Origin of the sequence: Methylobacterium sp. GC_Met_2, assembly GCF_026540795.1 — a bacterium.
In the GTDB taxonomy this organism is placed as follows: Bacteria; Pseudomonadota; Alphaproteobacteria; order Rhizobiales; family Beijerinckiaceae; genus Methylobacterium.
Window position 1 is genome coordinate 129,379 of the sequence record NZ_JALNUM010000003.1, and the last position, 26,454, is coordinate 155,832.

26 protein-coding genes and 1 pseudogene are annotated in these 26,454 nt (G+C 66.2%); 11 read left to right on the forward strand and 16 right to left on the reverse strand.

Annotated features, from left to right (window positions below):
- Positions 1 to 265 precede the first annotated feature (265 nt).
- The 8 genes from OXS49_RS02345 to OXS49_RS02380 form a co-directional block, all read right to left on the reverse strand.
- Positions 266 to 1,627 carry a hypothetical protein gene (locus tag OXS49_RS02345; RefSeq protein ID WP_267421428.1) on the reverse strand — a complete coding sequence of 454 codons (1,362 nt, stop codon included), beginning with the start codon at positions 1,625 to 1,627 and terminating at the stop codon, positions 266 to 268.
- Entirely contained in the window at positions 1,624 to 2,118 is a 495-nt protein-coding gene (locus tag OXS49_RS02350; protein WP_267421429.1) for a hypothetical protein, read from the reverse strand. The genes OXS49_RS02345 and OXS49_RS02350 overlap by 4 nt, the downstream gene beginning before the upstream one ends.
- On the reverse strand, positions 2,105 to 2,560 hold the full coding sequence (locus tag OXS49_RS02355) for a hypothetical protein (protein WP_267421430.1): 456 nt from the start codon (positions 2,558 to 2,560) through the stop codon (positions 2,105 to 2,107). The genes OXS49_RS02350 and OXS49_RS02355 overlap by 14 nt, the downstream gene beginning before the upstream one ends.
- Before the next feature lie 5 nt (positions 2,561 to 2,565).
- Positions 2,566 to 3,045: a hypothetical protein gene (locus tag OXS49_RS02360; RefSeq protein ID WP_267421431.1), complete on the reverse strand. Its 480-nt coding sequence runs from the start codon at positions 3,043 to 3,045 to the stop codon at positions 2,566 to 2,568.
- Between the two features lie 102 nt (positions 3,046 to 3,147).
- Positions 3,148 to 6,549, reverse strand: coding sequence for a UvrD-helicase domain-containing protein (locus OXS49_RS02365; protein WP_267421432.1), 3,402 nt, complete (start codon positions 6,547 to 6,549; stop codon positions 3,148 to 3,150).
- Positions 6,550 to 6,556: 7 nt separating this feature from the next.
- Positions 6,557 to 7,138 carry a hypothetical protein gene (locus OXS49_RS02370; protein ID WP_267421433.1) on the reverse strand — a complete coding sequence of 194 codons (582 nt, stop codon included), beginning with the start codon at positions 7,136 to 7,138 and terminating at the stop codon, positions 6,557 to 6,559.
- Positions 7,135 to 7,779 carry a hypothetical protein gene (locus OXS49_RS02375; RefSeq protein WP_267421435.1) on the reverse strand — a complete coding sequence of 215 codons (645 nt, stop codon included), beginning with the start codon at positions 7,777 to 7,779 and terminating at the stop codon, positions 7,135 to 7,137. Before OXS49_RS02375 ends, OXS49_RS02370 begins: the two co-directional genes overlap by 4 nt.
- Before the next feature lie 427 nt (positions 7,780 to 8,206).
- The gene (locus OXS49_RS02380) at positions 8,207 to 8,605 is read right to left on the reverse strand and encodes a hypothetical protein (RefSeq protein WP_267421437.1); all 399 of its coding nucleotides are present in this window, start codon (positions 8,603 to 8,605) and stop codon (positions 8,207 to 8,209) included.
- A 191-nt stretch (positions 8,606 to 8,796) separates the two neighbouring features.
- Between OXS49_RS02380 and OXS49_RS02385 the strand changes: the two genes are divergently transcribed.
- Together OXS49_RS02385 and OXS49_RS02390 are read left to right on the forward strand one after the other, a co-directional pair.
- Positions 8,797 to 9,507, forward strand: coding sequence for a DNA-binding protein (locus OXS49_RS02385; protein ID WP_267421439.1), 711 nt, complete (start codon positions 8,797 to 8,799; stop codon positions 9,505 to 9,507).
- 298 nt (positions 9,508 to 9,805) lie between these two features.
- Positions 9,806 to 10,357 carry a metallophosphoesterase gene (locus OXS49_RS02390; RefSeq protein ID WP_267421442.1) on the forward strand — a complete coding sequence of 184 codons (552 nt, stop codon included), beginning with the start codon at positions 9,806 to 9,808 and terminating at the stop codon, positions 10,355 to 10,357.
- A gap of 52 nt (positions 10,358 to 10,409) precedes the next feature.
- On the opposite strand, the pseudogene OXS49_RS02395 reads toward OXS49_RS02390, so the two are convergent.
- Positions 10,410 to 11,698: pseudogene (locus OXS49_RS02395) on the reverse strand (Y-family DNA polymerase).
- Positions 11,695 to 12,123, reverse strand: coding sequence for a S24 family peptidase (locus OXS49_RS02400; RefSeq protein ID WP_267421444.1), 429 nt, complete (start codon positions 12,121 to 12,123; stop codon positions 11,695 to 11,697). Before OXS49_RS02400 ends, OXS49_RS02395 begins: the two are co-directional and overlap by 4 nt.
- A gap of 367 nt (positions 12,124 to 12,490) precedes the next feature.
- Between OXS49_RS02400 and OXS49_RS02405 the strand changes: the two genes are divergently transcribed.
- Positions 12,491 to 13,366, forward strand: coding sequence for an SDR family oxidoreductase (locus tag OXS49_RS02405; protein ID WP_267421446.1), 876 nt, complete (start codon positions 12,491 to 12,493; stop codon positions 13,364 to 13,366).
- 296 nt (positions 13,367 to 13,662) lie between these two features.
- Positions 13,663 to 13,869 carry a DUF6582 domain-containing protein gene (locus OXS49_RS02410; protein WP_267421447.1) on the forward strand — a complete coding sequence of 69 codons (207 nt, stop codon included), beginning with the start codon at positions 13,663 to 13,665 and terminating at the stop codon, positions 13,867 to 13,869.
- A gap of 13 nt (positions 13,870 to 13,882) precedes the next feature.
- On the opposite strand, the gene OXS49_RS02415 is transcribed toward OXS49_RS02410, so the two are convergent.
- On the reverse strand, positions 13,883 to 14,014 hold the full coding sequence (locus OXS49_RS02415; protein ID WP_267421448.1) for a hypothetical protein: 132 nt from the start codon (positions 14,012 to 14,014) through the stop codon (positions 13,883 to 13,885).
- Between the two features lie 137 nt (positions 14,015 to 14,151).
- Entirely contained in the window at positions 14,152 to 15,288 is a 1,137-nt protein-coding gene (locus OXS49_RS02420; RefSeq protein ID WP_267421451.1) for an alpha/beta hydrolase, read from the reverse strand.
- Positions 15,289 to 15,590: 302 nt separating this feature from the next.
- Here OXS49_RS02420 and OXS49_RS02425 point away from each other — a divergent pair, with 302 nt between their 5' ends.
- From OXS49_RS02425 to OXS49_RS02435, 3 genes are all read left to right on the forward strand, one after another.
- On the forward strand, positions 15,591 to 15,821 hold the full coding sequence (locus tag OXS49_RS02425) for a hypothetical protein (protein ID WP_267421454.1): 231 nt from the start codon (positions 15,591 to 15,593) through the stop codon (positions 15,819 to 15,821).
- Positions 15,822 to 15,897: 76 nt separating this feature from the next.
- Entirely contained in the window at positions 15,898 to 16,785 is an 888-nt protein-coding gene (locus tag OXS49_RS02430) for a cytochrome b/b6 domain-containing protein (RefSeq protein WP_267421456.1), read from the forward strand.
- A complete protein-coding gene (locus tag OXS49_RS02435) occupies positions 16,782 to 17,711 on the forward strand; it encodes a molybdopterin-dependent oxidoreductase (protein WP_267421458.1) in 930 nt (309 codons plus the stop codon). The genes OXS49_RS02430 and OXS49_RS02435 overlap by 4 nt, the downstream gene beginning before the upstream one ends.
- A gap of 145 nt (positions 17,712 to 17,856) precedes the next feature.
- On the opposite strand, the gene OXS49_RS02440 is transcribed toward OXS49_RS02435, so the two are convergent.
- Both OXS49_RS02440 and OXS49_RS02445 read right to left on the reverse strand, forming a co-directional pair.
- Complete coding sequence (locus OXS49_RS02440) at positions 17,857 to 20,613, reverse strand: PAS domain-containing protein (RefSeq protein WP_267421460.1); 2,757 nt, start codon at positions 20,611 to 20,613, stop codon at positions 17,857 to 17,859.
- Between the two features lie 319 nt (positions 20,614 to 20,932).
- Positions 20,933 to 21,397, reverse strand: a complete 465-nt coding sequence (locus OXS49_RS02445; protein WP_267421462.1) for a MarR family transcriptional regulator — start codon at positions 21,395 to 21,397, stop codon at positions 20,933 to 20,935.
- A 97-nt stretch (positions 21,398 to 21,494) separates the two neighbouring features.
- Between OXS49_RS02445 and OXS49_RS02450 the strand changes: the two genes are divergently transcribed.
- Positions 21,495 to 21,893: an MAPEG family protein gene (locus tag OXS49_RS02450; protein WP_267421463.1), complete on the forward strand. Its 399-nt coding sequence runs from the start codon at positions 21,495 to 21,497 to the stop codon at positions 21,891 to 21,893.
- 45 nt (positions 21,894 to 21,938) lie between these two features.
- Positions 21,939 to 23,123: a histidine kinase dimerization/phosphoacceptor domain -containing protein gene (locus OXS49_RS02455; protein ID WP_267421465.1), complete on the forward strand. Its 1,185-nt coding sequence runs from the start codon at positions 21,939 to 21,941 to the stop codon at positions 23,121 to 23,123.
- Between the two features lie 56 nt (positions 23,124 to 23,179).
- Here OXS49_RS02455 and OXS49_RS02460 read toward each other — a convergent pair whose 3' ends face one another.
- Entirely contained in the window at positions 23,180 to 23,473 is a 294-nt protein-coding gene (locus OXS49_RS02460; RefSeq protein ID WP_267421467.1) for a hypothetical protein, read from the reverse strand.
- Positions 23,474 to 23,486: 13 nt separating this feature from the next.
- The gene (locus tag OXS49_RS02465) at positions 23,487 to 24,563 is read right to left on the reverse strand and encodes a catalase family protein (RefSeq protein ID WP_267421469.1); all 1,077 of its coding nucleotides are present in this window, start codon (positions 24,561 to 24,563) and stop codon (positions 23,487 to 23,489) included.
- A 166-nt stretch (positions 24,564 to 24,729) separates the two neighbouring features.
- On the opposite strand from OXS49_RS02465, the gene OXS49_RS02470 reads away from it, so the two are divergent.
- A complete protein-coding gene (locus OXS49_RS02470; RefSeq protein WP_267421471.1) occupies positions 24,730 to 25,299 on the forward strand; it encodes a type 1 glutamine amidotransferase domain-containing protein in 570 nt (189 codons plus the stop codon).
- Positions 25,300 to 25,375: 76 nt separating this feature from the next.
- Positions 25,376 to 26,454: catalase family protein (locus OXS49_RS02475; protein ID WP_267421473.1), on the forward strand; the 1,079-nt coding region annotated here is incomplete at its 3' end.

The window sequence follows — 26,454 nt, forward strand, 5'->3', positions numbered from 1 at the left end:
GGTGATCCTCAAGATGAGCATATGGTCGAACCCGAGCATCTCGGGTCCGACCAGGAGCTAATGAGCTTCGACTAGCTTGGCAAGCCGAATGATAACAGTTGGCGCAGCCTTCACAAGCAGTGGCTGTGGATCCAGTGGATGGTGCGGCCAGGGGCCTTGCGACGCCGCCGCCTACACGGACGCCCGCACCGTCTATGGGACGGACACCTTTCCCCCTCGACGGGCTGATCGATGCCGTCGAAGGGGCATTGTCACCGCCATGGACCTACGCTGCTTGGAAGCCTGGATTGAACGCTCCAAGGACCTTGTTGCGAATGGCGCGTCGCGACCGCATCGACCGGAGGTCGAGATCTACGGTGGCATCGACGGCATCCCCGCACAGCAAGCGCATGACCTGGCTCAGCATCAGGCATCCGGCCACGGTGCCGACGAACGGCGCGCCGACCGCCGTTTCCGCAAGACGGGTCAGACCACAGATATCCCCGCCCGTTTCGGACAGGCGTACGTAGCCTGGCTGGACGAGCGACGCCCGTTCCCGTGGCCTGCCCGGAACCCAAAGGTCGGCGGCCGTCCTTCCGGACGGGAAGGTGTGCAGCCGCAGGGCACGGAAGTCCTGGGCCCGGTCGCCGATACCGGCCTCGACGACCATCGGGAAGCCGGGGGCTTCAAGTTGCGAACGGGCCAGCGCGTTGTCGACGCCGCAGATCAGGACGGCGGGGTCATCCGAGGCCCGGCGTCGGAAACCGTCGTCGAAAGGGCGTTCCACAAGTGACGTCCGGAAGCCATGTCGTTCGAGGACCTCGGCGACGGCGCGCGTCTTGAGACTGCCGACCATTGCCGGCTGGGTGAGCAGCGAGGTGCTGTCGGTCGACGGGGTGACGACGTCCGTGTCCTGCAGGATCAGCCTCACGCCGGACCTGTCGGCATAGGGGCACAGCATCAGCGCCCAAAGGAAGGCCTGCCCGAGATGGCCGAGACCGAGAACCCAGAGGTGGTCGGGAAGGGCCACCGGGTCTGGCCCGTCGATATCGGAGCACAGCCAGTCGCAATCGCGGTCCGGGCGCCAGAGAGAGAAACCGATGGCGCGACGCCCCCCTTCGACCTCGCCGCGCAGCATCGCGAACGCCTCGGCTGCGGCCAGGGCGCCGGCGAGCACTGCGGCCGGCATGGTCTTCGTCCTTTCCGTCAGGCGCCTCCCGTCGAGGGGAACGACGCCGCCACGCCATCCCTCGAATGTCACCGCCGTTCCGCGGATGTGGGACGTCGTGATGTCTCCGATGACGATGCATACCGATTCCGGATCTGCATCGCCGATGCGCCCACCCTGTGCCTCGACCTCATGGCTGAGGATCGTGTTGCCGTCGCCCATAACGAGCGACGGAACGTCGAGGTTTCCAACGACTGTGACACCGCCCAGGGCGAACCGGCGGGCGATGTTCACCACGGTCAGCAACGCGGCCTGATGGGGAGGACTGAAGGCCAAGTCCGGACCGACGACAACATCGATCCGGTGACCGTGCAGTCTCGCGACTGCGGTCTCGATATCCGGCGCCGTACCGTTGTCGAGGTCCAGTTTCGCCATGCGGTTCAGCGAGTCGCGGATCGCGTCCATGGAATCGTGGGTCATCGTGCGCCTCGGATTTTGACGCCGCGCAACCCGAGGCGTGGCGGGAGGAGATCGTCCCAGCGCTTGGACCCGGCGTAGCGATAGACGCCGACCCCGGCGAGGTCGAAGGGGCTTCGGGCGAAGTTCGGGGCGATCAGCGCGAGGTGCCCGCGCATCGAGACCATGGGGTGCTCGCGGTCGGACGTGCTCTGGCCGGCTCCGCCGGGATGCGTGTGGATGTCGGCCAGCACCGCCAGGCCCTGTTCGGAGCAGGTCTCCCACACCCCGTTCATGGCGTGCCCGGAGAGCCGTACGATCCCGGTCGAAAGAGCCCCGGGGTCGATGTCGTCGTAGAAGGGCAAGGCCGTCACCGTCGCGGAACGACCGCTGCGCCGTCCGAGGAGGAAGGCGCCGCTTTCCCGCACGTCCCCGCCACGGCGGCGAAGCTCGCGGAAGAGCCTCCACCAGATCCGGTAGGGCAGTACGAGGACCTGGGGGTCACGCGATGCCATGGTAGCCTCGCGAGTTGAGGTGACGGTGGACCTCGGCGAGGTACTGGGTGATCCCGGCCGCCGGTTTCCAGGCGAGGTGGGGGTGGGCGCTGATCCAGTCGGAATGTCCCTGGCGCGAGATCCGGTCGAGGGGAAAGTACATGGCGGCTCCGCCGTGCCAGTCCTGCCGGAAGGTCGCCATGAAGACGGCGTCGCCCCTGGGCCATCCCTGAGGACCGAGGACGGCGCCGGTGGCCATGTCCCAGAGGCCGCCCGTCGGCGGTTGGGCCGGATAGCCCATGCAATCCAGGCGGAGGAAGAATTCCCGCCCGTCCTTCGCTTTGACGCCGAAGTAGGCGTGCGGCCACGAGATGGTGATCAGGTGCCAGCGCCCGCGCGCGGTCCCCTCCAGGAAGGGGACCGCGGCAAGGTCGCGCTCAAGCTGTGCGCGGTCCGGGGTCATCGCGGTCAGCCGTTGACGCGCGTGGTGGGCAGCAGGTCGAAGACCACCCTGCAGTCCGGGCACTTGGCGAGGGAACCGACATGGGTCGATCCGTCCGGACGCTCGACGGTCCCGGCGATCTGGAGCGACAGTTCCGCGGCGTCGCAAGCGTCGAGCTCGAAGGCGTGCTCCGCCCAATCCTTGATGCGGGTCAGCGTGGAGCCCGGTCCGAACGACCTCTCGACGGGGCGGCCAGCGTAGCGGACCTCGACGTGGACGTGGCGGCACTTGCTGTGATGGAGGAAGCGCGGCCCGTGGCCGTGATGCTCGATCACGTGATGCGGGTCGAGCGGCTCGTCGGCGTCCTCCTCGAACAGGAAGAGGCCAACGGCATCGCCGCCGTGGAGGTCGATATGAAGTTCGGTGACGGTGATCCCGCTCCGGACCTGATGGTGGGTAGGATCGAGGTCGCCCTCGCGGCGGATGAAGATGTCGACGTGGGTCATGGGTCACTCCGTTCACGACCGTGCTGGCCGTTCATGGAGTTCATCCCTCCTGCGCCGAAAAAACCTCTGGCGCCCCGCGGTCCGTCCGGTCGATTTTCTTCGTCACGCCGGGCGCTTGGCCCCTGTCGCAGGGCAGGAGACGAAGTGTCCGCAGCGCATGCAGGTGTGCAGGCTCGGCGTGGGTGCGAGGTTTCCTGCACGCACGGCGTCCAGGATCGCCGCGGCCCTCTCGACATCCTCCCCGATCTCCGGCTCGGTCCTCGTGATGGCTGCTGTGCCGCCGCAGGTCAGGTGGGCGACCTCGGCCTGGGCGGCCTGCCCCTCCTGAAGGCGGGCCGCCGCGAGGAACAGGCGTGCCGGAAGGGTCCGTGCGTTCTTGGTGTCCCGCTTACCCGTCACCACCAGTCGCGCCGTCTTCGGCTTGCCCGCCGCGGTCGAGAAGATCGGCGCCGGCGCAAGGACGTACCCGTTGCGGAGCGGTATCTTGACGAGCCTGCTCCCCGAACCGGCGTGATCGCGGATAAGCCCGAGCAGCGAGACAAGATCCTTCCGTCCGACGCGCTCGTACTCGTCGACGAGCGGGTGGTCGGACGCAGGTCCGCGGGTGGCCCAAACCTCGGCGAAGGCGGCTTCCACCGCCTCATCCAGGTCCGGGGCGGTCAGGAACTCGGGGACCCGGTCGATCATCTCGTAGATGGTACCGCCGGTCATGAGGTACGGGCTCTCGTGCCGCCGGCTGCGGATCGAAAGTTGATGGCGGTAGGCCAGCCTCAGGGGACACGTCTCGTAATCCCTGATGTCGTGGAATGTCAGGTACTCCACGTCCGCCGTGCCGACGCCGGTGTTCGTACGAGCGAAGGTAGCCGTGGGCGCGTCCAGGGTGACCTCGTCGAAGCCGCCGAGGTCCGCGATGAACGGGGATTGGTGGCGTCCCTCCTTCTCGGCCTGGAGGGTGTGATAGAGGCGCAGGTGATCCTCTGCCCGCGAGATGGCGACGAAGAAGCCGCATCTCTCCTCCTCGGCTTGCGCAACGACCGGGTCACGGCCGTCGCCGATCCCCGGCGGGACCTGGCACTGGTCGGCCTTGGCCGATTTGGGGAAGCCGCCGTCGTGCAGACCGACGAGGTGCACCGCCTCGAACTGCAGGCCCTTGGCCGCGTGGACAGTCATGAGCCTGACGGCATCGACGTCCGGCCCCAGGTCGGGCTCGCGCAGGTCTCGGTCGTCGGCAAGCAGCATGACGGTCCGGACACGGCGCAGGGCGTCCTTGGCAGTCAGGGGGGTGTCGTCCGGTTCGACCTGATCGAGGAACTCGACCAGTTGGCGCAGGGCGGACCGCTTCATGTCGCCGCCGATGCCGTCCTCGGACGCGAGGTGGCGCAGGTAGTCGCCCCTGTCGAGGAGCCAGGTGGCTACAACCTCGAAAGCCGGCGTCCGCGGAGTGAGGCCGTGCAGTTGCCGGCCAAGTCGAGCGAGGGCGGAGGCGGCAGCGGCCGACAGCCCCTCGATGCCGGCCGCGTCGGGCAGGATTTCGGCGAGTGCCGTGTTCTGGCGACGGGCGTGCTCGACGGCGACAGCAATGTCCGTGGCGTCGACGTCTATGCCACGGAACGCCGCGACCCGGGAGAGCGCGGCGCCGTTGGTCTCGGCGACGATCGCGAGGACGGCCAGGAGATCCCGGACCTCGTCCCGCTCGAAGAAGCTGCCCAGGTGGAAGACGGGGATTCCATGCTTCGACAACCGGTCCGCGAGCGTATCGAGGCGGGTGTTCGTGCGCGCCAGCACCGTCTGACGGCCATAGGGGACGCGGACCTCGTCGCGTAGGGCCCGGATCTCTCGTTCGACCAGGTCGGCCTCGCAGTCGTCGTCGAGGCCGACGAAAAGCTTGGTCTCGGTGCCGGGATCGGTCCTCACCGCCTCCGCGACGTATGGCAGTCCGGGGGCCCCGGCGTCGCGGGCGTCGTCGGTCGCCTTCGCGAATGCCCGGCAAAGGCCGGTCACGTGCTTCGTGGAGCGGTAGTTGAAGTCGAGGGAAGTCCGCTCGCCCTTGTCGAAGTCGGCCTCGAAGCGTTCCATGTTCAGCGGTGATGCGCCCCGAAAACGATAGATGCTCTGCCTGGAATCCCCGACGACCCAGATACGATTTTCGGGCCCGTGAAGCAGCTTGAGCATCTCGGCGCTGGCGCGGTTCACGTCCTGGTATTCGTCGACGAGGATCTCGCGGTGGGTGGCGCGGAGATCCTGCAGCACGCCAGGATCGCGCCTCATGAGCAACGTTGGAAGCATCACCAGATCGGAAAAGTCGAAGAGGCCCTTCTGGCGAAGCATGGCGTCGTACGCGTCATAGACCGAAGCCGCCTCCAGGGTCTTTTCTGCGATCTCGATGGGCTTGAGAGCGGCTTTCGTCTTTTTGCGAAGCGCCTCGTAGGTCGCCCTGGCATGCGCCAGTCCAGCGTCCGCCAGTGCCCGAAACTCAACAGGGCCTAGAAGCTCGTCCTTTGCCCGTCCGATGGGCTTGAGAAGTTCCTTGAGCTTGCCGCCCGGGTTGCGCAGGTCGTGGAAGTGGTCGAGGCCCAGGAGCGGCAAGCGCTCCTCAAGCATCTCGACCGCCTGGGACGGCGCGATTAGCCTGATCCTGGGGCTACCGCCGAAGTGCTGGTAATAGCGGCGCATGACCTCCAGTCCGAAGGCGTGGAAGGTGCCGGTCCAGACCTCGACCGCATCGTCGCGCTGCGCTTCCGAGACGCGTGAGGAGAGTTCGGCAGCGGCCTTGTTCGAGAAGGTCAGCGCCAGGATCTGTGACGGCGGGACCCGTTCGATCATCCTGCCGATGCGCGCCACCAGCGTCTTGGTCTTGCCCGATCCAGGGCCGGCCTCCACGAGCAGGGCACGCCCTTCGTGTTCGACCGCCTTCACCTGGCTGGGGTCGAGTTCCTGAGGCTTCCTGGCGGCCTTCTCGACGGCGGGCGCGACGTCGCGCTGAAGGAGCGCGTCGAGCAGCTGCAAGCGAACGGTCGGCAGGGGCAGGCCGAGGCGCTTGGAGATCTCCGTCGCCGGCAAGCCGTCATCGAGGAAGAGTTGCCGCGCGAGCGCCCGGGGCAGGAGGTATTCCCGCCCGTAGACGTTGGCCTGGAGTTCCCGCCGCTCGCGGGGTCCGTACGCCTCGACGCGGGCGAGCGCACGCGACCCGGCGGGTCGCAGGTCGGTCTTGTCGAGTTCGCACGTCTCGTGCGGCTTATGAAGGTCGAAGTGTCCGAGCTCGTGGGCGAGGTGCAGGGCCTGTTCCTGCCTCGTGACGTCGTTCCGGACGAAGACGGTCGAGAACTTGCGATGGAGCTTGGCATCGCAGCCGTCGAGCAGCACCCCGTCGGGGCTCTCCGTGCGAATTCGGAAGCCCGCGGAAACGAAGGCATGCTCGACGGCCGCGTACGCCGATACGATGCCGTTCGGCAGTTCGGCGCGCCTGCGCCTGGCTTGGAGACGTGCGAGGGCGAAGGCGTCCATCTCCGCCTCACTCGGCCAGCCAGCGCGCACGCAGGTCGTCGGGAACGTCGGCGGCCCTCACGGCATCGCCGAAATCCTCTTTACGGCCCGTGCCCGGCTTGCCGGACGCCTTGAACTCGGCACCGGCGACGCCGGGGATGCCGTCGGCGGCGAAATGCTGCCGTACCTGTCCAAGGGCGACCCCGAGCGCATCGGAGACGTAGCGCAGGAATTGGGCCGTGGGATTGGAGATGTGTCGCCCGCAAAGCTTGATGATGAAGCCCATGTCGCTTCCGAAGGCAGCCTCGGCGGCGACCCAGGTTTCCGGCTGCGAAAGGTCCCGACGCTGCTTGGCCGCGTGAAGGGCCTTCTCGGATTGATAGACTTCGTCGATGCGGTTGAGCAGAGCGTCTTCGGCGGGCGCATCGCCGGCGTCGTGCGTCTGCATGCCGGCGAGGGCCGCCCGAATGGAAAGCCGCTCCAAGAAGGCGGCCTTGCCGGACTCGTCCAGACGGGCCAGGGCGGCACCGACATCCTCCCGGCGGGTGCCGGTCTCGAAGACGGCATCGGCGGCGTCGTGCGGGGTCGTGGTTCCGGTTGCGTTGATCATAGCGGTCGCTCCGTCAGTGCGGCTGTGAGCTTTTCCTTGATCCTGGTCTTCATTTCCCGGAGCGTTCCCTCCTTCTTGCGGAGGGTGCGGACGAGATCGACCGACCCCTTCTTGCTGCAGAGGGGGACCGGAGACAGGAACAGCGGGTAGACGACCTGCATCTCCGCCGGCGTCAGGATCTCGGCCAGGCGGCCGTCGAGGCCAAGGTCCTGCACGTTCGCGAGGATCTCGGCGGCCGTGACGCCTTCGTCGTTATGGACATCCTCATTGCCGGCGATATCCAGGGTCGTCGTCCCGGGCGGCAGAACGAAGAGGTCGTGGTAGAAGTCGGCGGCGGCTCGTTCCAATTTGACGTGGATGTTGATCTCCCACCAGTCGATGGTGGTGCGCCTCGCGATCTCCCTCACGAGCTGGGTGAGCAACTCCTGGGACATGTCCGGGCGGAGGTCCTGCGCGAGACCGGAGTAGTTTTGCTTCACCCACTGGTCGATCCGTCTGACGAGGGATGCCAGAACCGCACGCTCAAGTTTGGGTTGCGGGTCGATCTGTCCCCGTCGCAGGAGCCTGACGAGTACCTCCATGGGCAGGTAGGAGGGCGATGCTCGGTTCGAGCAGCCGACCGATGCCAGGATGTCGTCCATGCCAACGAGTCCGTCGAACCGGTCCAGTGCCCGGGCGACATGAGGTGGATGATGCAAGCCTTCGGTCATGTCCCCCCGCCGTGCTTCCGGGGTGCGTTCGCCCCCCCATTCTAGGCATATCGCCGGGGTCGACGAAAAACCCCTGGGGCCTTTTTGACTTTTTTAGCGCTCAATGACGATTCGTCTTGAGGTTGCGGAGGTGGGGAGGTGCGATCCGCATCCCGGGGCGTCATTTCGCGGGTAGCGACAGACCTGGCACCGGCTTTTAGAACGACGAGCGCACGCCCGGCATCACTCCCCGCGGGCCGTGTCCGGCGATTTCAGGCAAGTGCCCGGTTCCCCCAGGCATTGATGCCGTGGTCGTCGGCGAGAGGGCCCGTTACGGGGTTCGCGTCCCATTGGTACGGATACGGATGGCGTCCCATCCCTATTGGATCTGGAAGAGCGCACGATCCTCTTCACCTGCCTCCCACCATTCGACAATGCGGTCGACGGGGATACGGAAGCCATGTTTCCGCAGAGCCTCGGCGTCGTCAGGGTGCAGGCGACCCTTCTTTCCGTGGCTAGCCGAGCCATCGATGTTGACCACCACGAGTTCATCGCCGTTTCGACCGTAGACGTGGCCGTGGACATCTCCGCGCAGAAGGTGGGTTGCCAGGTCAATACGGATGCTTCGGTCGAACCGACCCTTCACCCATTTGCCCTCGTCGAGCCTTTGGAGTTCGGTCCCCTTGATCCGGCCCTCGAACCGGATGACTGGCAACAGATCGGCTCCGTGATCATCCGCGTTGAGTATCCGCGCCATCAGATTTCTCGCCTTGGACATCAGTTCGTTCCTTGGTTTCGGTCGGAGCGGCATGGGTTGTCATCCGGAAACCGCCCGGGCGTCACGTCAAAAATGCCATTCAACGTTGCTTGGTAGCGGTAGCAGATTGCGCAATCTGCTACCGCTACCAGCCGTATGGGGTCCGTTAAGCATGGTAGGGCAGGATGCCCCGTCTAATCGGGGGGGGCGAAATGGCGACACAGGAAGAGGCGTTTCAGGTCGCGGACCAAATGCTTTCGGAGGGCCTCACCCCTACGTATCGTACGGTTAATGCGCGGCTTCCGAAAGGAAATAAATCATCACCTAAGGTGATGTTAAGATACCTTGATGCTTGGCGGGACGAGCGCGGCTACAAATCAAGCCCTGAATTAGATGACCTCCCCAAGCTGTTGAGGGACCGGTTGGACACCTTCGCGACAGACGCTTGGAAAGCCGCGCAAGAAGGGGCACTGCGTGATTTACTGCGCGAGCGCGAAAGCATTAATGAGATCCGCCGCGCCGAAGCTGAAGAGCGTGAGACATTGCTTGGGATGATTGAAATTTCCCAGACTGAGACAGCGTCGACAAAGGCGCTATTGGAAGCAGCAAAAAACGAAATAATTGATCTTGTTGCGCGCCTTGAAAGCTCCGAGGAATATCTAGTCCGGGTGCGGGCCCTGCGCTACTGGGACCAAGTAATGGCGGAAGTTCACTCGATACTTCCCCCGGACGGGTCAATGACCGCACGTGAGATCCTGCCGCTGATTAGGGATGCGACCATTCGTGGAGCGGCCCTGCACAAGGAAGAATTGGACGTTAAAACATTGCGCAAAAAGATGAAGGGTCGGTCTGACGAGGAAAACTACTTCGAGCTCGTTCGCCCGGGCTACCGTTTCAAGCGCCGCGCTACTCCAAAGGATTAAGCTTCCAGTGGCCCAGGCTGGGATCAACACTCGGACTGATCCACCCTTGCAGGGCAGTCTTACTGCGACGCATGGCTAGATGCCCGCGTCCACGATGCGACGGATGATAACCGCCGTTCGAACATCCTGTTCGGGTGTGGATCCCATCGTAGCGACTCTTGTCGGACACGAGCCGACAATGCGATCACAGACGCCGTAACGGAGCGCTCATCCCATGAAAGCCAGGGACTTCCACTCGACCCCCTAATATCGGAGCGCCGCGTACAGCGAGAAGGCCTCCGCCAGCTTGGAGGCTATTATGCCCAGAACACTTCTCTGTGCCGACACCCATTTTGGCCATCGCAGCATGCTCAGTCCTCGCATGCCACGACCACGACCATTCGAGACCATCGAAGCGCATGACGAGGCCATGGTTGCCGCCTGGAACAAGGCTGTCCGACCGGACGACATCGTCTGGCACCTTGGCGACTTCGCCTACAAGTGCGGCCTGGACTACGCCGCATCCATCCAGGCGCGCCTGAACGGACGCATCCATCTGGTTCGAGGCAACCACGATGAATTGGGGGAACGTCTGACCTGGGCCGGACCCATCGTAGACGTCCAAAGGATCTTCATCCAAGACCCAGACATGCCCAAGCGGGTCGCCCTGTGGGCCAGCCATTACGCGCACGTGACGTGGCCGAATGCCTTTCACGGCGACCTTCATGTCTACGGCCATTCCCACGGCGGCATCCCGGCCACCCGGAGGAGCCTCGACGTCGGCGTCGACTGTTGGGATTGGCGTCCGGTCACCCTGGGCGAGATCATGACGAGAATGGCGGGAGCCCCCGATCCCGCACAATCGAACTGAGCCCGCTCGCCGGGATGCCCGTAAGCCGGAGCGGTCGTAACGTGGTCCGATGCTATGCCGCCGCTACGATGGGAAGCTCATCCAGGCGCGTGGTGTAGCGGGGCGAGCGCATCTCGAACTTGGTCGACCACTCGCGCTTCGGGGCGAACCCGGCGGCGCCCGAGACGACCGCCCCGCGCCCGAAGCGACGGTTGCAGGCGTCGAGCGCCTCCATCAGGGCGGCCCCCATCTCGCGGTCGAGTTGCCCGAGCCCGGGCATCGCGCGCTGCGAGGCGGCCAGCGGCAGCAGGTCGGTGGTGACCACGCCGGCCTTGGAGTAGCGATATCCGTCCCGCCAGGCCTTCCGGACGCCGTGCGTGGCAGCCTTGACCAGGGCGAGGGTGTCGCTGGTCGCCTCGGGCAGCGTAACGACGGTCGAGACCGAGCGCTGCGGCCGGTCGCGATCATGCTCCGAGGTGTGGAAGAAGACCGTGACGTGGTTTGTGGCCAGCCCCTCGCGCCGGAGCTTCTCGCCGAGTCTGGAGGCATGGGTGGCCACCGCCTGCTCCATGGTGGCGCGATCCTCGACGCGCTCGGAGAACGACCGGGTGACGGCGCACCCCTTCCGGGTGGCGGCTACCGTCTCCAGGTCGAGACAGGGGGTGCCGCGGAGTTCGTGCACGAGGCGTTCGCCGACCACGGTCATGATCTTGCGGGCGACCTTCGGATCGAGATCGCGGACGTCCGCGGCGCTGTCGCATCCCAGCGCCTCAAGCCGCCGGGTGTTGGCCGGCCCGACGCCCCAGATGTCGGGGACCGGCACCCGGATGATCCAGTGGTCGTACTGCTCCGGATCGGTCAGGTCGCAGACCCCGCCGAGCACGGGGTTCTTCTTCGCAATGTGGTTGGCGAGCTTGGCCAGCGTCTTGGTGAGCCGATGCCGACGCATGTCGGGATGCCCGTCCACGCCCGGACGGTTTCCCGCATGTCGCGGGCCAGGGACTCCCGATCCTTCTCGCGCACGTCGGAGATGTCGAGGAAGCTCTCGTCGATGGAGTAGATCTCGATGCGGGGCGAGAAGTCCCGGTAGACGGCGTTCACCCGGGCCGACATGTCGCCGTAGAGGGCGTAGTTCGAGGAGTAGACCCGCACCCCTTGCTGCCGGCACATGTCCCGGATCTTGAACCAGGGCGCGCCCATCTTGATGCCGAGTGCCTTGGCCTCGTTGGTCCGGGCGATGGCGCATCCGTCGTTGTTGGACAGCACGATCACCGGCAGCTTGGCCAGGCGGGCGTCGAAGACCCGCTCGCACGAGCAGTAGAACGAGTTCCCGTCGGAGAGGGCGTAGGCCCGGGCGCTCATTCGCAGCGGCGCCGTGCGCAGACGGAACCGGAGACGACGCCCCAGACCTCGATGACGGCGTCGGGAGAGAGTTGGAACTCGGGGAAGCGGGGGTTGGCGAAGTGCAGGGTGATCCGTGGCCCCTGGCGCTTCCAGACCTTGAACGAGCGCTCGCCGTCGATGTCGACCACCACGATGTCGCCGGTGCGAGGGGTCAGCGACCGGTCGACGATGGCGAGGTCGCCGTCGTGCAGGTGGGCCAGCAGCATGCTGTCGCCGGCTACCCGGACCATGAAGGTGGCCGGGCGGTTGACGATCAGCAGGCGCTGAAGGTCGATCTCCTCCTCGATGAAGTCGTCCGCCGGGCTCGGAAAGCCGGCCCGGACGGCCTTGGCGAGAAGGGACACCGGCATGGGAAAGCCGATGGTGACGCCGCTGATCTGCATGGTGCTCATCCGCGAACCCAGGAACAAAAGCAGAACACGTTCGGCGGGTTCCGTATAGCGGCTACGCTTGTCCGGGGAGGCACATTTTAGTGGGTGTGGTCTCGCCCAGGGGGGGCGGATGTCGCGCCGCCGGTCTGAGGTTCCGCGCGGGAACGGCCCGGACGCTCGGCTCCGAGGGCGTAGCGATAGCGGGTGGCGCTACCTGCTATCGCTACCTCGTTGGAATGAATCCGTTAACCATCTGGAACGGTCCGAGGGACCGGTTCCGGCTCGCGTCCCATGTCGAAAGGCCGGACTGGCATGCGACGGCGACAGGAACACCACCGGGGGCATCCTGTTGGGTCGGCATCCCCTTTGGAGAAATGCCATGACGACCGATCCCCTTCAGAAGTACCCCCGGCCGCCCTTCGAGGCCCAGCCCCAGGGCTTTCCCGGCAAGACCGGCAAGATGACCCCCGAGCCCGATCACGGCGAGGAAAGCTACAAGGGCTCCGGCAAGCTTTCGGGTAAGGCCGCGCTGATCACAGGCGGCGACAGCGGCATCGGGCGGGCGGTCGCCATCGCATTCGCCCGCGAGGGGGCGGACGTGGCCATCTCCTACCTGCCCGAGGAGCAGGCGGACGCCGAGGCCGTCCAGGGCTGGATCGAGAAGGTGGGGCGGCGTGCGCTTCTCCTGCCGGGCGATCTCAAGGACCCGGCCTACGGGCGCGAGATCATCGCACGCACCGCCGAGACGTTCGGGCGCCTGGACCTCCTCGTGAACAACGGCGCCTTCCAGCAGCCGAACGAGGGGCTCGACGGCATCGAGGACGGGGTGTTCGAGGACCACTTCCGCACGAACGTCTTCGGTCCCTTCTACGTGACGAAGGCTGCCATGGCGCACATGAGGCCGGGCGCCTCGGTGATCTTCACCTCCTCGGTGAACTCGAAGCACCCGATGCCTTCGCTTCTCGCCTACAGCGCCACGAAGGGCGCACTGAGCAACATGGTGCTGAGCCTCGCACAGTTGCTGGCCGAGAAGGGCATCCGGGTGAACGGCGTCCTGCCGGGGCCGATCTGGACGCCCTTCATCCCCTCCGGGATGGACCAGGATTCGGTGAAGTCGTTCGGTTCGAAGGTGCCGTTCGGGCGCCCGGGCCAGCCGGCCGAGCTCGCATCGGCCTACGTGATGCTGGCTTCCGACGAGAGCAGCTACACCTCCGGTGCCCTCGTCACCGTGGCGGGTGGAATGCCCGTACTCTAAGCGGCAACGGGACTGCATGGGCTTGTTCGGTTCGGGACAGGAGATCGCGATGGACGACGACCGGGATCTGCCAACGGTGAACGAGGACATCGGCATTCCGACGCCACCAAGCCCCGGTCGCATGCCCCCGCCGCACTTGCCGCCGGGCCCCCCCGTCGGAGGACGATCCCCCATCCGATGACACGGGGAAAGGCTCTCCCGAAACCTGAAGCCGTCGGTGCCGGCCCTCCACCGGCACCGACCACGTCATGGGACGTTTCCCGACGACAAGACCCGTGATCGAGAGGGAGAGCGACATGTCTAAGCTGACCAGCGACGAGCGAGAGGATATCCCGAAGGCTAAGTACGCCCTGCCGGAGGAAAGGAAGTACCCCGTCGAGGACAAGCCGCACGCCCGCAATGCAAAGGCGCGCGCTGCGCAGCAGGAGAAGGCCGGCAACCTCTCGAAGGCCGACCGGAAGCGGGTCGATGCCAAGGCCGACCAAGTTCTCGGCAAGGACTGACCGCCCGCTGCGGCTACGTCTTCGGCACCTCCATGCCACGCTTCACCGCCGGGCGTTCGCCGACGCGCTCCAGCCAGGCGTGGACGTTCGGGACGGCGCCGAGCGTGGCGTGCAGAGGCTCCTTGAGGAAGGTCGTGGCCGCCACGGTCCAGGCGTAGCAGGCGTCAGCTCGCGAAGAAGGGGATGTCTTCCTGACACCAGGCCGCCCCTGCTAGGGGCGCCGTCTCGGCCGGTCGACGGCAAGGGCGAGGCCGGCATCGATGTCGATGCCGGCTGCCACGTCTACTTGGTCGAACCGGTGGCGTCGCCGGCGAACGCCTTCCTCAGGTCGTCCACGACCGCGTCCTCGGCCTGCTTCGCCTTGGCCACCACTTTGCCCATGCCGAAGAACTCGTGGGTCACGCCGGGGTAGTCGCGGTACTCGACTTTCCCGCCGGCCGCCGTGATCTTGTCGGCCAGCATCTTGCCGTCGTCGAGAAGCGGGTCGATCTGGGCAGTCACCACCGTGAACGGCGGCAGTCCCTTGAGGTCGGCCTTGCCGACGATGTCGAGGCGCGGGTCCGACCGGTCGGCGTCATTCCGCGCCGTCTGTTCGTAGAAGTACGCCATCATGTCCCTGTTCAGCGGCTTGGTGGACGTGTTGTCCTTGTAGGAGGCCGTGTCGAGGTTCGTGCCGGCCATCGGGTAGACCGCCACGACGTAGTCCGGCTTCTCCAGCTTCTGGTCGCGGGCCGCGATGGCGACGTTGGTCGCGAGGTTGCCGCCCGCGCTCTCGCCGAGCAGTGCCAGCTTCGACGGGTCGCCACCGAACTCCTTGGCATGGGCCAGGGCCCACTTGTAGGCTGCGAGCGCGTCGTCCTGCTGGGCCGGGAACTTGGCCTCCGGCGCATGCCGGTACTCGACCGAGACCACCACGGCCTTGGCGCCCTTGGCGATGGCGCGGGGCGTGCTGTCGTAGACATCGATGTCGGCGATGACGAAGCCGCCGCCGTGATAGTAGACCACCATCGGGAGCGGGCCCTGCGCGCCGTCGGGCGTGTAGATCCGGACCGGCTGCGTCCCGCCGGCCGTCTCGTAGGTCATGTCCTTCGTGGTCACGCCGGGCTCGGGCGCCGTCGGCTTGCCCTGCTCCTTCAGGAGGACCTTCACGGCATCGGTCGGCGTCGGCTGTTTGCGTGCCTCCTGTGGCGACAGGCTCGGGATCGGCTTCGGGTCAAGCTTCTTCATCGCGTCGAGCACATGCTTCATGTCGACGTCGAGGTTGGCCATCGGCGAGCCGGTGACGGTCGAGACGGCGGCGTCGAGACGGTCCTTGATGGTGGGTTGCGCCTGGTCCGCCGCCCAGGTCGCGGAGGCAGCGATCAGGGCCGTGCCGGTGATGAGGGCGGTCGCGAGGGGGCGCTTCGTCCGATGACGCATAGGATCTCCGAGGTTCGAAGGGGGAATAGCCTCCACGGTTGGCGGAGACCCGTTCAAAACAACCGGAGCGCCATGGTCGTGTTCCCGCAAAGTCCTGGCCTGAAACCTTTTTGCCGGCGCATCCGTACAGGCCACCGAGTTCCCGAGGGGACCCACGCGCGGACGATCATATTCGGCGCGCCAAAAGGCATGCCCTAAGACTTTGCTACGTAGAAAATAGACTGCTTACCTAGGAACCGAGAGAATAGATTGTCGCTTTATCCCATGTCCAAAGGGCAGATCCTTCCGACAGGAGACAAAGCATGAAGATCACCACCCTCGCGCTCTCAGCCTCGGTCCTTGGTAGCCTCGCATTCGGCGCAGGCGCCGCCTCTGCCGCCCCGATGGGCCCGAATGGCCTGAACGCCGGCCAGACCGGTGTGACGCAGGTCCGCATGGACCGAAGCGAGCGGATGATGATGAAGAAGCGCATGATGCGGAAGAAGATGATGCGCCGTCACATGATGAAGAAGCGCATGATGAACCGCATGTAAGCGGTCTTGCGATCCGCGGCGGAGCGGCCCTCGGGCCGCCCGTCGTATCCTTACGTCCCAGGGAGACGCCGTATCCTTGCCACGTACCTACCTGACGCGCTCCGCACCCGATCTCGGCGAGGTCGAACGACGCCGTTGGATGTTCCGGCATCCCGCCGTCATCCGTGTGACCCATTGGGTCAATGCCGTCTGCCTGTTGGTTCTGCTGATGAGCGGCCTGCAGATCTTCAACGCCCACCCGGCCCTGTACTGGGGCAAGGTCTCGACCTTCGACACGCCGCTCCTGGCGATGTCGTCGACCGATGACGACCCGCCTAAGGGCGTCACCACGATTCTAGGGCATACCTTTGACACCACCGATTGGCTCGGTTCCTCCGCCGGCGCCGACGGCGAGCCGGCTGATCGAGGGTTTCCGTCGTGGCTGACCCTGCCGAGCGACCAGGACCTCACCGGCGGCCGTAGCTGGCACTTCTTCTTCGCCTGGGCCTTCGTCCTGAACGGCGCACTCTATCTAATCTACGGTCTGTTCAGCGGGCAGCTCCGGTTCCGGGTGATCCCATCGCGCGATCAAGTCAGGCACTTTGGCGCCTCGGTGTGGGAGCACCTGACGCTTCGCTTCCCCGAGGGCGACGAGGCCAAGCGCTACAATGTCATTCAGAAGCTCACCTACGCCGTCGTGCTGTTCGTGCTCCTGCCGGTGCAGGTGCTCGCGGGCCTGGCGATGTCCCCGGCCATGGATGCGGCTTTCCCGTTCCTGCTGACCCTGTTCGATGGACGGCAATCGGCGCGCACGGTCCACTTCGTCGTCGCGGCGCTGTTGGTCGCCTTCGTGGTCGTGCACATCGTGTTGGTGGTGCTCTCGGGCTTCTGGAACAACATGCGCGGCATGCTCACTGGTTGGTTCGTCATCCAGCGGAAGGTCGAGCCCGCACCGCCGTCCGAGACGACCGGGGGGGTGGCATGACTCGGTTGCCTAGCCGACGTGCCGTTCTGCTCGGCGCCACCGCGACCGCCGGCACGGCGATGCTGGGCGGCTGCGACCGCCTCGGCGAGACCGAGTGGTTCCGGCGTACGCTCAAGACCGGCGAGGACGCCAACATGTTCGTCCAGCGGCTGCTCCTCACCGAGCGGACGTTGGCTCCGGAATACGCCGAATCCGACATCTCGCCGTGGTTCAAGCCGAACGGCACCGAGGACCCGCCGGACAAGGCGTACAAGGCGCTCGCGAAACGAAAATTCGCCGACTACCACCTGGAGGTTGGTGGCATCGTAGAGACGTCCTTTAAGCTCTCCCTCACCGAGCTGCGCAAGCTCCCGTCCCGGACGCAGGTCACACGGCACGACTGCGTCGAGGGCTGGAGTGCCATCGGCAAGTGGACCGGGGTACCGCTGGCCGACCTGCTCGGACGGGCCAAGCTGAGGCCGGAGGCGCGCTACGTCGTCTTCCACTGCGCCGACACCATGGACCAGGGCGAGGACGACGCCGGGGCCGAAGCAGCGGACGGCGCGGAGACCGACGAAGCCCCGCAGGGCAACGCTAACCCGGCGATGACCAAGCAGTCGGGCGCAGGTGAGAGCAAGCGGAGTTCGGGCGGGCAGCAGGCGTCGGACGACACCGCGGCCAGCGGCGGCGAGCCTGTCCGGTACTACGAGAGCATCGACCTAGTAGACGCCTTCCACCCGCAGACCATCCTGGCCTACGAGCTCAACGGCAAGGCCCTGCCGGTCGCGAACGGCGCGCCCCTGCGCCTGCGGGTCGAACGCAACCTGGGCTACAAGCAGGCAAAGTACGTGATGCGGATCGAGGTCGTCGAGAGCCTCGCGGCCATCGGCGAGGGGAAGGGGGGATATTGGGAGGACCAGGGCTACGCCTGGTACGCAGGGATCTGAGCCGAAAGTTAAAAACGTGTCGCTACACTTGGGGTGTTCTGGCCTCGTTGGAGACGAGCTTCGTGGTGGTCGAAGACGACGGCGCCATCGATAGGAACGGCACCGCACGGCATCTTGACTTCCCCCCGTGCGGATGCGGCGTCCGTCATAGGGGAACGGCGATTAGATCCTTGATGCGGGAGGCGAGTGTCTCCAGTACGAACGGTTTGGTCAGGACCTGCATTCCAGGCAGGAGATGCCCGTTTCCGAGAACGGCGTTCTCGGCGTAGCCGGTGATGAAGAGGACCTTCAGGTCGGGACGACGCTCGCGGGCGGCGTCCGCCATCTGGCGGCCGTTCATCCCGCCCGGAAGTCCGACATCCGTAACCAGCAGGTCGATGCGGACGTCCGACTGCAGCACCTTCAGGCCGGAAGCACTGTCGGCCGCCTCGATGGCCGTGTAACCGAGATCCTCCAGCACCTCGGTGACCAGCATGCGCACCGAGGGCTCGTCGTCCACGATCAGCACCGTCTCGCCCTGTCCGGCACGTTCGACCTCGGCAAGCTGTCGGGCGACATCGGCATCGTCGGCGTCGCCGTAATGACGCGGGAGGTAGAGGCAGACCGTCGTGCCCTCGCCGACCTCGGAATAGATGCGGACCTGTCCGCCGGACTGGCGCGCGAACCCGTAGACCATCGACAGGCCGAGCCCCGTGCCCTCGCCGATGGGCTTGGTGGTGAAGAACGGCTCGAACACCTTGGTCATCAGGTCGGCCGACATGCCCGTGCCGGTGTCGCTGACGCACAGGCTGAGGTACTGCCCGGGTGGCATGTCGTGCTGGCGTGCCCCGGCGTCGTCCATCCACTTGTTGGCGGTCTCGATGGTAATGCGGCCCCCGTCCGGCATCGCGTCCCGGGCATTGATGCACAGGTTCAGCAACGCGTTTTCCAGCTGGCCCGGATCGATGAGCGCCGGCCAGATTCCGGACAGGCCCACGACCTCCAGATGGATGGCGGGCCCGACCGTGCGCCGGACGAGTTCCTCCATGTCGGTAACGAGACGGTTCACATTGGTCGGCTTGGGGTCGAGGGTCTGGCGACGCGAGAAAGCCAGGAGGCGGTGCGTCAGGGCCGCGGCGCGCTTGGCCGCGCCCTGCGCCACCGTCATGTAGCGGTCGATCTCCGTGAGGCGACCCTGGGCCATCCGGGTCTGCATCAACTCCAGCGAGCCGGAGATGCCGGCGAGCAGGTTGTTGAAGTCGTGCGCCAAGCCCCCGGTGAGCTGGCCGACCGCCTCCATCTTCTGGCTCTGGCGCAGGGCCTCCTCGGTCTTGGCGAGGACCTCGGCCTGCCGCTTGGCCTCCGTCACGTTCCGGACGGAGGCGTAGATCAGGCCGTCGCGCGGCACCGCGTTCCAGGACAGCCAGACGTCGCCGCCGTCCTTGTGCCGGTAGCGGTTCTCGAAGGTGATCTGAGGCTCGCCGCGCGCCAGGCCAGTCGCGGCCGCCAGGGTGGAGGCGACGTCGTCGGTATGCACGAAGTCGAGGAAGGGCCGCGCCTTCATCTCTGCCTCGGTCCATCCGAGCGTCGCCGGCCAGGCCGGGTTGAGGCTGACAAAGTAGCCGTCGAGATTGGCCACGCAGAGCATGTCGGAGGATGCCTGCCAAATTTGGTCCCGCTCGGCGGTGCGAGCAGCCACCTGGCGCGCGAGGTCGGCCTCAGTCCGCTTGCGGGCCGTGACGTCGTGCACGAACACGTGAAAGCCATCGACGACCCCATCCGAGGTGCGGCGAGGCAGGTAGCGGATCTCGGCGACGCGGGGCTCGCCGTCGCGACGGGGCCAATCGAGTTCGAAGGTCACCGCCTCGCCGGCCAAGGCCCGATCCATGTGGGGCCTACGGGCCGCGTAAGCGTCCGGACCGAGGAGGTCCCTCACGTCCCGGCCGACGACCTTCTCCGGAGGTAGGAAGAACCAGTCTTCATAGGCCTTGTTGGCGAAACGATAGACGTGGTCGGCGCCGATGAAGGAGATTAGGACCGGCAGCGCGTCCGTGATGAGGCGGAGCTCGCGCTCACCCGCCTCGGCGCGCTTCTCGACGGTCCGGCGCTCGGTGATGTCCGAGAAGAAGATCGCGACGTTGTTCTCGGCGGGGTCGCCGGTCCGCAGGGCGCGCACGTCGAACCAACGCCCGAACACCTCGGCGTAGTGTTCGAAGTGCGCCGGCTCTCCGGTCAACGCGACGCCGCCATAGGTGTCGAACCAGTGCCGCTCCAGGTCGGGCGCGAACTCGCTCACCCACCTGCCGGCGACGTCGGCGCCCGTCTGCCGGACGAAGGCAGGGTTGGCCTCCAGGATGCGGTAGTCGATAGCGCGGGTTCCCTCGAACCTCATCTCGACGATGCAGAACCCGACCTCGATGCTCTCGAACAGGGTGCGATAGCGTGCCTCGTTCTCCCTGAGTGCGGCCTCGGCCAGGGAACGCTCGGTGACGTCGTGCCCCTCCACGAAGATGCCGCTAACAGCCCCATGCGCGTCGGTGATGGGCTGGTAGACGAAGTCGAGGTAGCGCTCGTTGACCGGACCGCCGGGAACGGCTTGGACGTCGAACCGGGCACCCGTCGCCCTGTGGGCCTTGCCCGACCGGAAGACCGCGTCGAGCAGGTCGACGTAACCCTGGGCGGCCGCATCGGGCAACGCCTCGGCCACGGTGCTGCCGACAACGTCGCGATGGTCGATGGCACGCTCGTAGGCGGCGTTCGTCAGTGTGAAGCGGTGCTCCGGGCCGGTCAGCAGGGCGATGAAGCCCGGGGCCTGCTCGAACATCTGTGCGAGCGACGTTGACTGGGCGCGCAGGTTGCGCACCTCGGCTTCGAGTTGCTCTCGCGACAGGGTCTCGGGTTCCGGAAGAATGACGGGCTGCATGCTGGCCGGGTTAGCGCGGGATTGTGTTCCATGCGAGGACTTCAAGGGGGAGGCACTTGAGGCGCTGCCCCGGTTCATCGAGCCCCTCCGGGGAGATGAGGATGTCCTCGTTGGTCGCGTTAAATGTCGCGAAGAACCCCCTTGGAGCGGGCTGGTTCCTGCCTTGCATGTTCCCACTCAAGCGACGCTATCTCACGATCTGGCCGTAGCGGGAGGACCGGACAGGCAACCGGCGGATGGGGCATCGGTTGCCGGCATTTGAGAGGATGATGGTGTGTGGTGCCGTCGCGGCCTAGCGCGGTTCGTGTTCTGCATGTCTTCAATCGGCCTCGCCCTGGGACACGCGTTCCGCCAGCGCGACTCGGTCGGCGAGATCCTTCAGATCCTGCCTCAGATCGGCGAGATCGCCTTCTGAGAGGCCGGTGCGACAGGCGATATCCTGCTGCGCGACCGCGAGCTCGACCTCCAGCAGGCGGCCGGCCTCCGTCAAGGCGACGAACACGACGCGACGGTCCGTGCCGCGTGCGCGGGTGACGAAGCCGGCGGCCTCAAGCCTATCGACGAGCGGGGTGATGGCGTTCGATCCGAGTTGCAGCCGCTCCGCCAGGGAATGAATCGGCGAGGCGCCATCCTGCCAGAGCGCCAGCATGACGAGGTATTGCGGGTAGGTCAGGCCTCGTTCGCCGAGCAAGGGCCGGTAGGCACGTACCACCGCGTTCGTCGCGGCGTAGAGTGCAAAACAAATCTGGTCGTCCAGCTTCAGTCTGGACTTCTTCGAGACCATCCCCGAAACTCCGCTCACGTCTGAATGGCTCACGCGTGACGAAACATGTCAAGGCGACGAGGCCGCGGGCTGATACGATCCCGGACCAGGAAACCCGATGACCTACCCCGCCCTCACCGCCTTCTACGCCGGCCTGTTCGCGCTGATCTACGTGGGCCTCTCGGTCTGGGTCATGGCGAGCCGCGTCACCTCGGATACGCTGCACGGTGACGGCAGCAACGAGGCTTTGGAGAAGCGCATCCGGACCCAGGGCAATTTCGGCGAGTACGTGCCGGTCGCACTTCTCCTCGTCGCCCTCCTCGAAGCGGGCGGCGGTAGTCCGACGCTGGTACGCATTCTCTTGATCGTCTTGCTGGTCGGGCGCCTGCTGCATCCCATCGGGATGTTCGCCGCCAAGAACTCGCCGGTCCAGTTCGCTTGCCGAGGTGGCGGCATCCTCGCCACGCTCGGCGTCGTCGCCGTGACCGCCGTTGCCTTGCTCCTCCGACAGGGATGAGGATAGCCCCCGCTTTCGTCCTCCCCCTATCGGTGCCCGGGTGACATGACCGATCAAGCGAACGACGCGCAGGAGACGCTGCTCACCCAGCAGCGCGTGCTGGCCAAGTTCGGCGGCCTGGCGATGCGTTCGCTGGATCTCACCGAGATCCTGACGGAGGCCTGTCGCCTCGTCGGCGAGGCGCTCCACACCGACCTCGCCAAGGTCATGGAGCTCCAGCCCGACGGCAAGACCCTCCTGGTGCGCGCCGGCGTCGGGTGGAAGCCGGGCGTCGTCGGCGAGGCAACCGTAAAAGCGGAGATCGGCTCCTCGGAGGGGCATGCACTCCGGACCGGCAAGCCGGTCACCTCCGACGACATCGAGAACGAGGACCGCTTCACCTGCGCGGCATTCCTGAGGGACAACGGCGTCCATGCCCTCGTCAACGTCATCATCATCGGGGCGGAGGGCAAGCCGCCCTACGGCCTGCTGGAGGTGGACAGCAGGACGGCCCGGCGGTTCACCGAGGAGGACATCGCGTTCCTTGAGACCTACGCCAACCTGCTCGCCGCCGCGGTCGACCGATTGCGGATGCTCGACGACCTGCGTGCCGCCGTGCGCGACAAGGAACGCCTGCTGCAGGAACTCCAGCACCGGGTGAAGAACAACCTCCAGGTCATCACGGCCTTCGTGAGCGCCCAGAGCCGCCGGACGACGTCGCCGGAGGCGAAGGCGGAGCTTGAAGCCATAGGGCACCGGATCGAGACGCTGCGGCTGGTGCACGACAAACTATACGCCGCCGGTGAGTTGGAGCGGATCGACCTCGCACCCTACCTGAGCGAATTATGCGGGACGCTGTTGAAGTTCCATGGCGGCGCGTCGACCAACGTCCATCTGCGCACGGACCTGGAACCGGTGCACGTCAGGCCGGAAGCCGCCATCCCGCTCGGGCTCATCGTCAACGAGTTCGTGACCAACAGCCTCAAATACGCCTTCGGCGGCAAGCGCGGGATCGTGGGCGTCCAACTGGCGATGGCCGAGGACGGCACGGCGACGCTCACGCTGTGGGACGATGGCATGGGCTTCGACGGTAAACCGGGCGGCGGCACCGGCATGCGACTGGTCAATGGCCTTGTTGGTCAACTCGGGGCGACGGCGAAGTGGTGCGGCGAGGATGGTGCCCGGCTGGTCTGCTCTCTGCCACGCGAGACCGTCCTCGTGGTCCCTGCGCCACCTGCGTTCGGGCCGTAACGGCAAGGTATGCGGGTCGGCACCGATATCCGGCGCGACCCGACCGTATTGCCGTATCAGCGAGCCTCGACCTTGATGCAGGTGAAAGCCACCGGCAGCGCCTTGCCGCCCTCAGCCTTCCTCGTGAACGAGGCGGCGTTGGCGGTTGTCGAGGCGATGGCGTGCTCGGCATCGGGACTGTCGACCGGAAGGACGTAGTCCTGGCCGCTTTCCATGCCCTTGGTCGGGTCGAACACACGAATGGTCACGTTGAAGGGCTTCAGTTGCGTCTTTGCCATGCCGGCCGCCCGAACCTGGGTTGCGCCGAGTAGGATGAGGGCGGTCGTCGCCGCGACGATGGGAATGCGCATCCCGGCAACTCCCTCAGCGCCCGGCACCGGGCTCGTGAATGGGACATCCGTTGAAGCGCTGCCGGAATTCGGCCGAATGCTTGTAGGTCGCGTTTCGGGCGCGGTTGATGTTGCCAAGCGGCCGGTGTGCGGCGAGCCCGGTCCAGATGCTGAAGCGCATTTCCTCGTCGACCGCCTGGACGAGGTGCGCATCCCAACTGTCTTGGGGCCTTACGGTGATGAGACCGACCCGTTGGAACGGTGCCTCCTCCTCGTTCCATTCGACTGTCGGATCCTCGACGGGTTGCCGTTCGAGATCGCGGCAGAGTTGAACCCGGAACTCCCAGACGCCCTCGATGCCCGCCATCTCGGACCGGACCGTCTCGCGAATGGCGTTCGGTCGCCCCGAGGCGTCGATCTCGGTGCCGGTCAGCGCTGTCAACGCGGGGGCGACGGGGGCCACCGAGAACTTGGCGATGTGGTCGCCGTACCGGAACGGCGTGACGCTGTAGTAGGTCTCGCCCAGCGGATCGACGTTGGGTGCGCCCCCGAGCGAGCCGATGGTCGGGCTCTCGACACCCACGGCGGTCAGGGCCTTGTTCACCCCGCGCAGCACCGTGGAGGCGGCGACCTTCAGGCCCTCGGCCCGGTCGGTGGTCTTGGCAAGCAGCTTGAGGCTGCCAAGGAACTTCTCGGTGTTCGGCGCCTGGAACACCTTGCCGTTGACCATGATGAAGTTTTGGGTGGTGCCCTCTGCGTCGGGCAGGCGCTCACCCTCCACGTCGAGGACCTTCAGGGCAAGGCCGCGCGGCAGGGAGACGGTGTCGGGCAGGATGTCGCCGGCATTGGTCGAGAGCCGCATGATGACCTTGTGCTCGCCCGCCTTGGCGAACAGCCCCTGCGTCAGATCGGGGGACAGGCTGGGGTCGATCCTCAGGACACCCTCCAGGATGCCATGGGCCTTCGCGTGGACGGAGCGCACGGCGTGCCCGGAATCATCCGCGACCGTCTTCAGGATCGTGTCGAAGGTCTCGTTCAACCCCTCAATGGTCTTTCCCTCGTCGGGCTTCACGTGCTCGACGCCCGGGGTGTAGCGGACAGGTGCTTGCAAGGCGCGACTCCAGCTTTTCACGAATTCGAATTGAACCTCCCTGGCCGTCCTCCGTTCCATCACGCGTGAATGACTTTCAGCGGCGTCGCCCTGCACGAGGGTTTTGCGGCATCGTCCGAGAACCATGCGTGGTGGTCCGACCCGCCCAAGCCAAGGAAACAGGGACATGAGTTTACAGGGTAAGAAGATCGCCATCCTGATCGCGCCGCGCGGGACGGAGGAGCCGGAGTTCGTGCAGCCGCGCGAGGCGGTGACGAAGGCCGGCGCGAGCGTCACGGTGATCGGGCTGGAGGCCGGCGAGGCCGAGACGGTCAACAACGACCTGGACCCGGCCGGCCGCTACGCCGTCGACGCGACCATCGAGGGCGCCTCGGCCTCCGCGTACGACGGTCTCGTCATCCCCGGCGGCTGCGTCGGCGCCGACAAGCTCCGGGCGAGCAAGGCGGTGGTCGCGTTCGTCCGGGACTTCTTCGCCCAGGGCAAGCCGGTCGGCGTGATCTGCCACGGACCGTGGACCCTGGTGGAGGCGGACGTCGTGAAGGGCCGCACGCTGACCTCGTTCCCGACGCTGCAGACCGACATCCGAAACGCCGGTGGAACCTGGGTCGACCAGGAGGTCGTCACGGACAAGGGACTCGTGACCAGCCGCAACCCTAAGGACCTGCCCGCCTTCTGCGCCAAGATCGTCGAGGAGTTCGCCGAGGGCCGCCATCCCGACCAACCCCGCAGCGTCTGAGGGCGGTCCTTCCAGGGGTCGGTCGCACAATCCGCGGCCGGCCCGAGTTGCCCCTCATCAATTCCGCGAGGTGACCATGACCTACCTTCGATACGCCCCCGACATCGAGAAACCCGCCACGGGCGAGCAGGAGACCATCGACGGCATCATCAAGGGGATGACTCAGCAATCCGAGACGGTCGAGGCCCGCGAGCACCATGCCGTGCGCGCCAGCCACGCCAAGAGTTCGGCCTGCGTCACCGGTGATCTGACCATCACCGCCGGCCTGCCGCCCGAACTGGCACAAGGGCTCTTCGCCAACCCCGGCACCCACCCCGTCGCGGTCCGTTTCGCGCAGGGTCCGGGCGAGACCCTCGGCGACCGCGTCTCGACCCATCGCGGCATGTCCATCAAGGTGTTCGACGTCCCCGGCGAGAAGCTGCCCGGCCACGCCGTCGATACCCAGGACTTCGTCCTCGCGACCGGGACCACCTTCCCCTCGGGTACGGCGGCCGGGTTCCTGCGCGACGGCACGGTCATCGGAAAGTCGACCGGGCTGCCGGAAGGGGTCAAGAGCGCGGTCTCGTCGACCATGCGCAACCTCAATCGTACCCTGCACGCCTTCGGGACGGAGAGCGCGCTCGCCGACTTCTTCGGCCATCCCTACAGCCATCCCCTGGCCGACAGCTACTTCAGCCAGGCGCCGGTCCGCTACGGCGACTACGTCGCCAAGCTGGGGGCCGTGCCGTCGACGGAAAGTCAGCGCGCGCTGTCCGAGTGGAGCCTCGACCCGCACCAGGACGAGGACGGCTTCCGCCACGCCACGGTCGCCTTCTTCCGGGAGAACGAGGTGGTGTTCGAGCTGAAGGCGCAGCTCTGGGCCGACGCCGAGAGGCAGCCCATCGAGGACGCCTCGGTCGACTGGGCGGTCTCGATCAGCCCTTACCGCACCGTCGCGACGCTGCGCCTGCCGCGCCAGGATGCCTACGCACCGGACCGCGTCCGCTACTTCGACGAGGTGATGACGTTCCGTCCCGCCTACAGCCTCGCGGCGCACCGGCCACTCGGCTCCGTGATGCGCGCGCGGCTCCAGGTTTACCAAGCCCTGAGCGCCTTCCGCCATCGCGAGAACGGCGTGGCGGAGGAGGATACCGCGAGCATCGACCGTATCCCGGC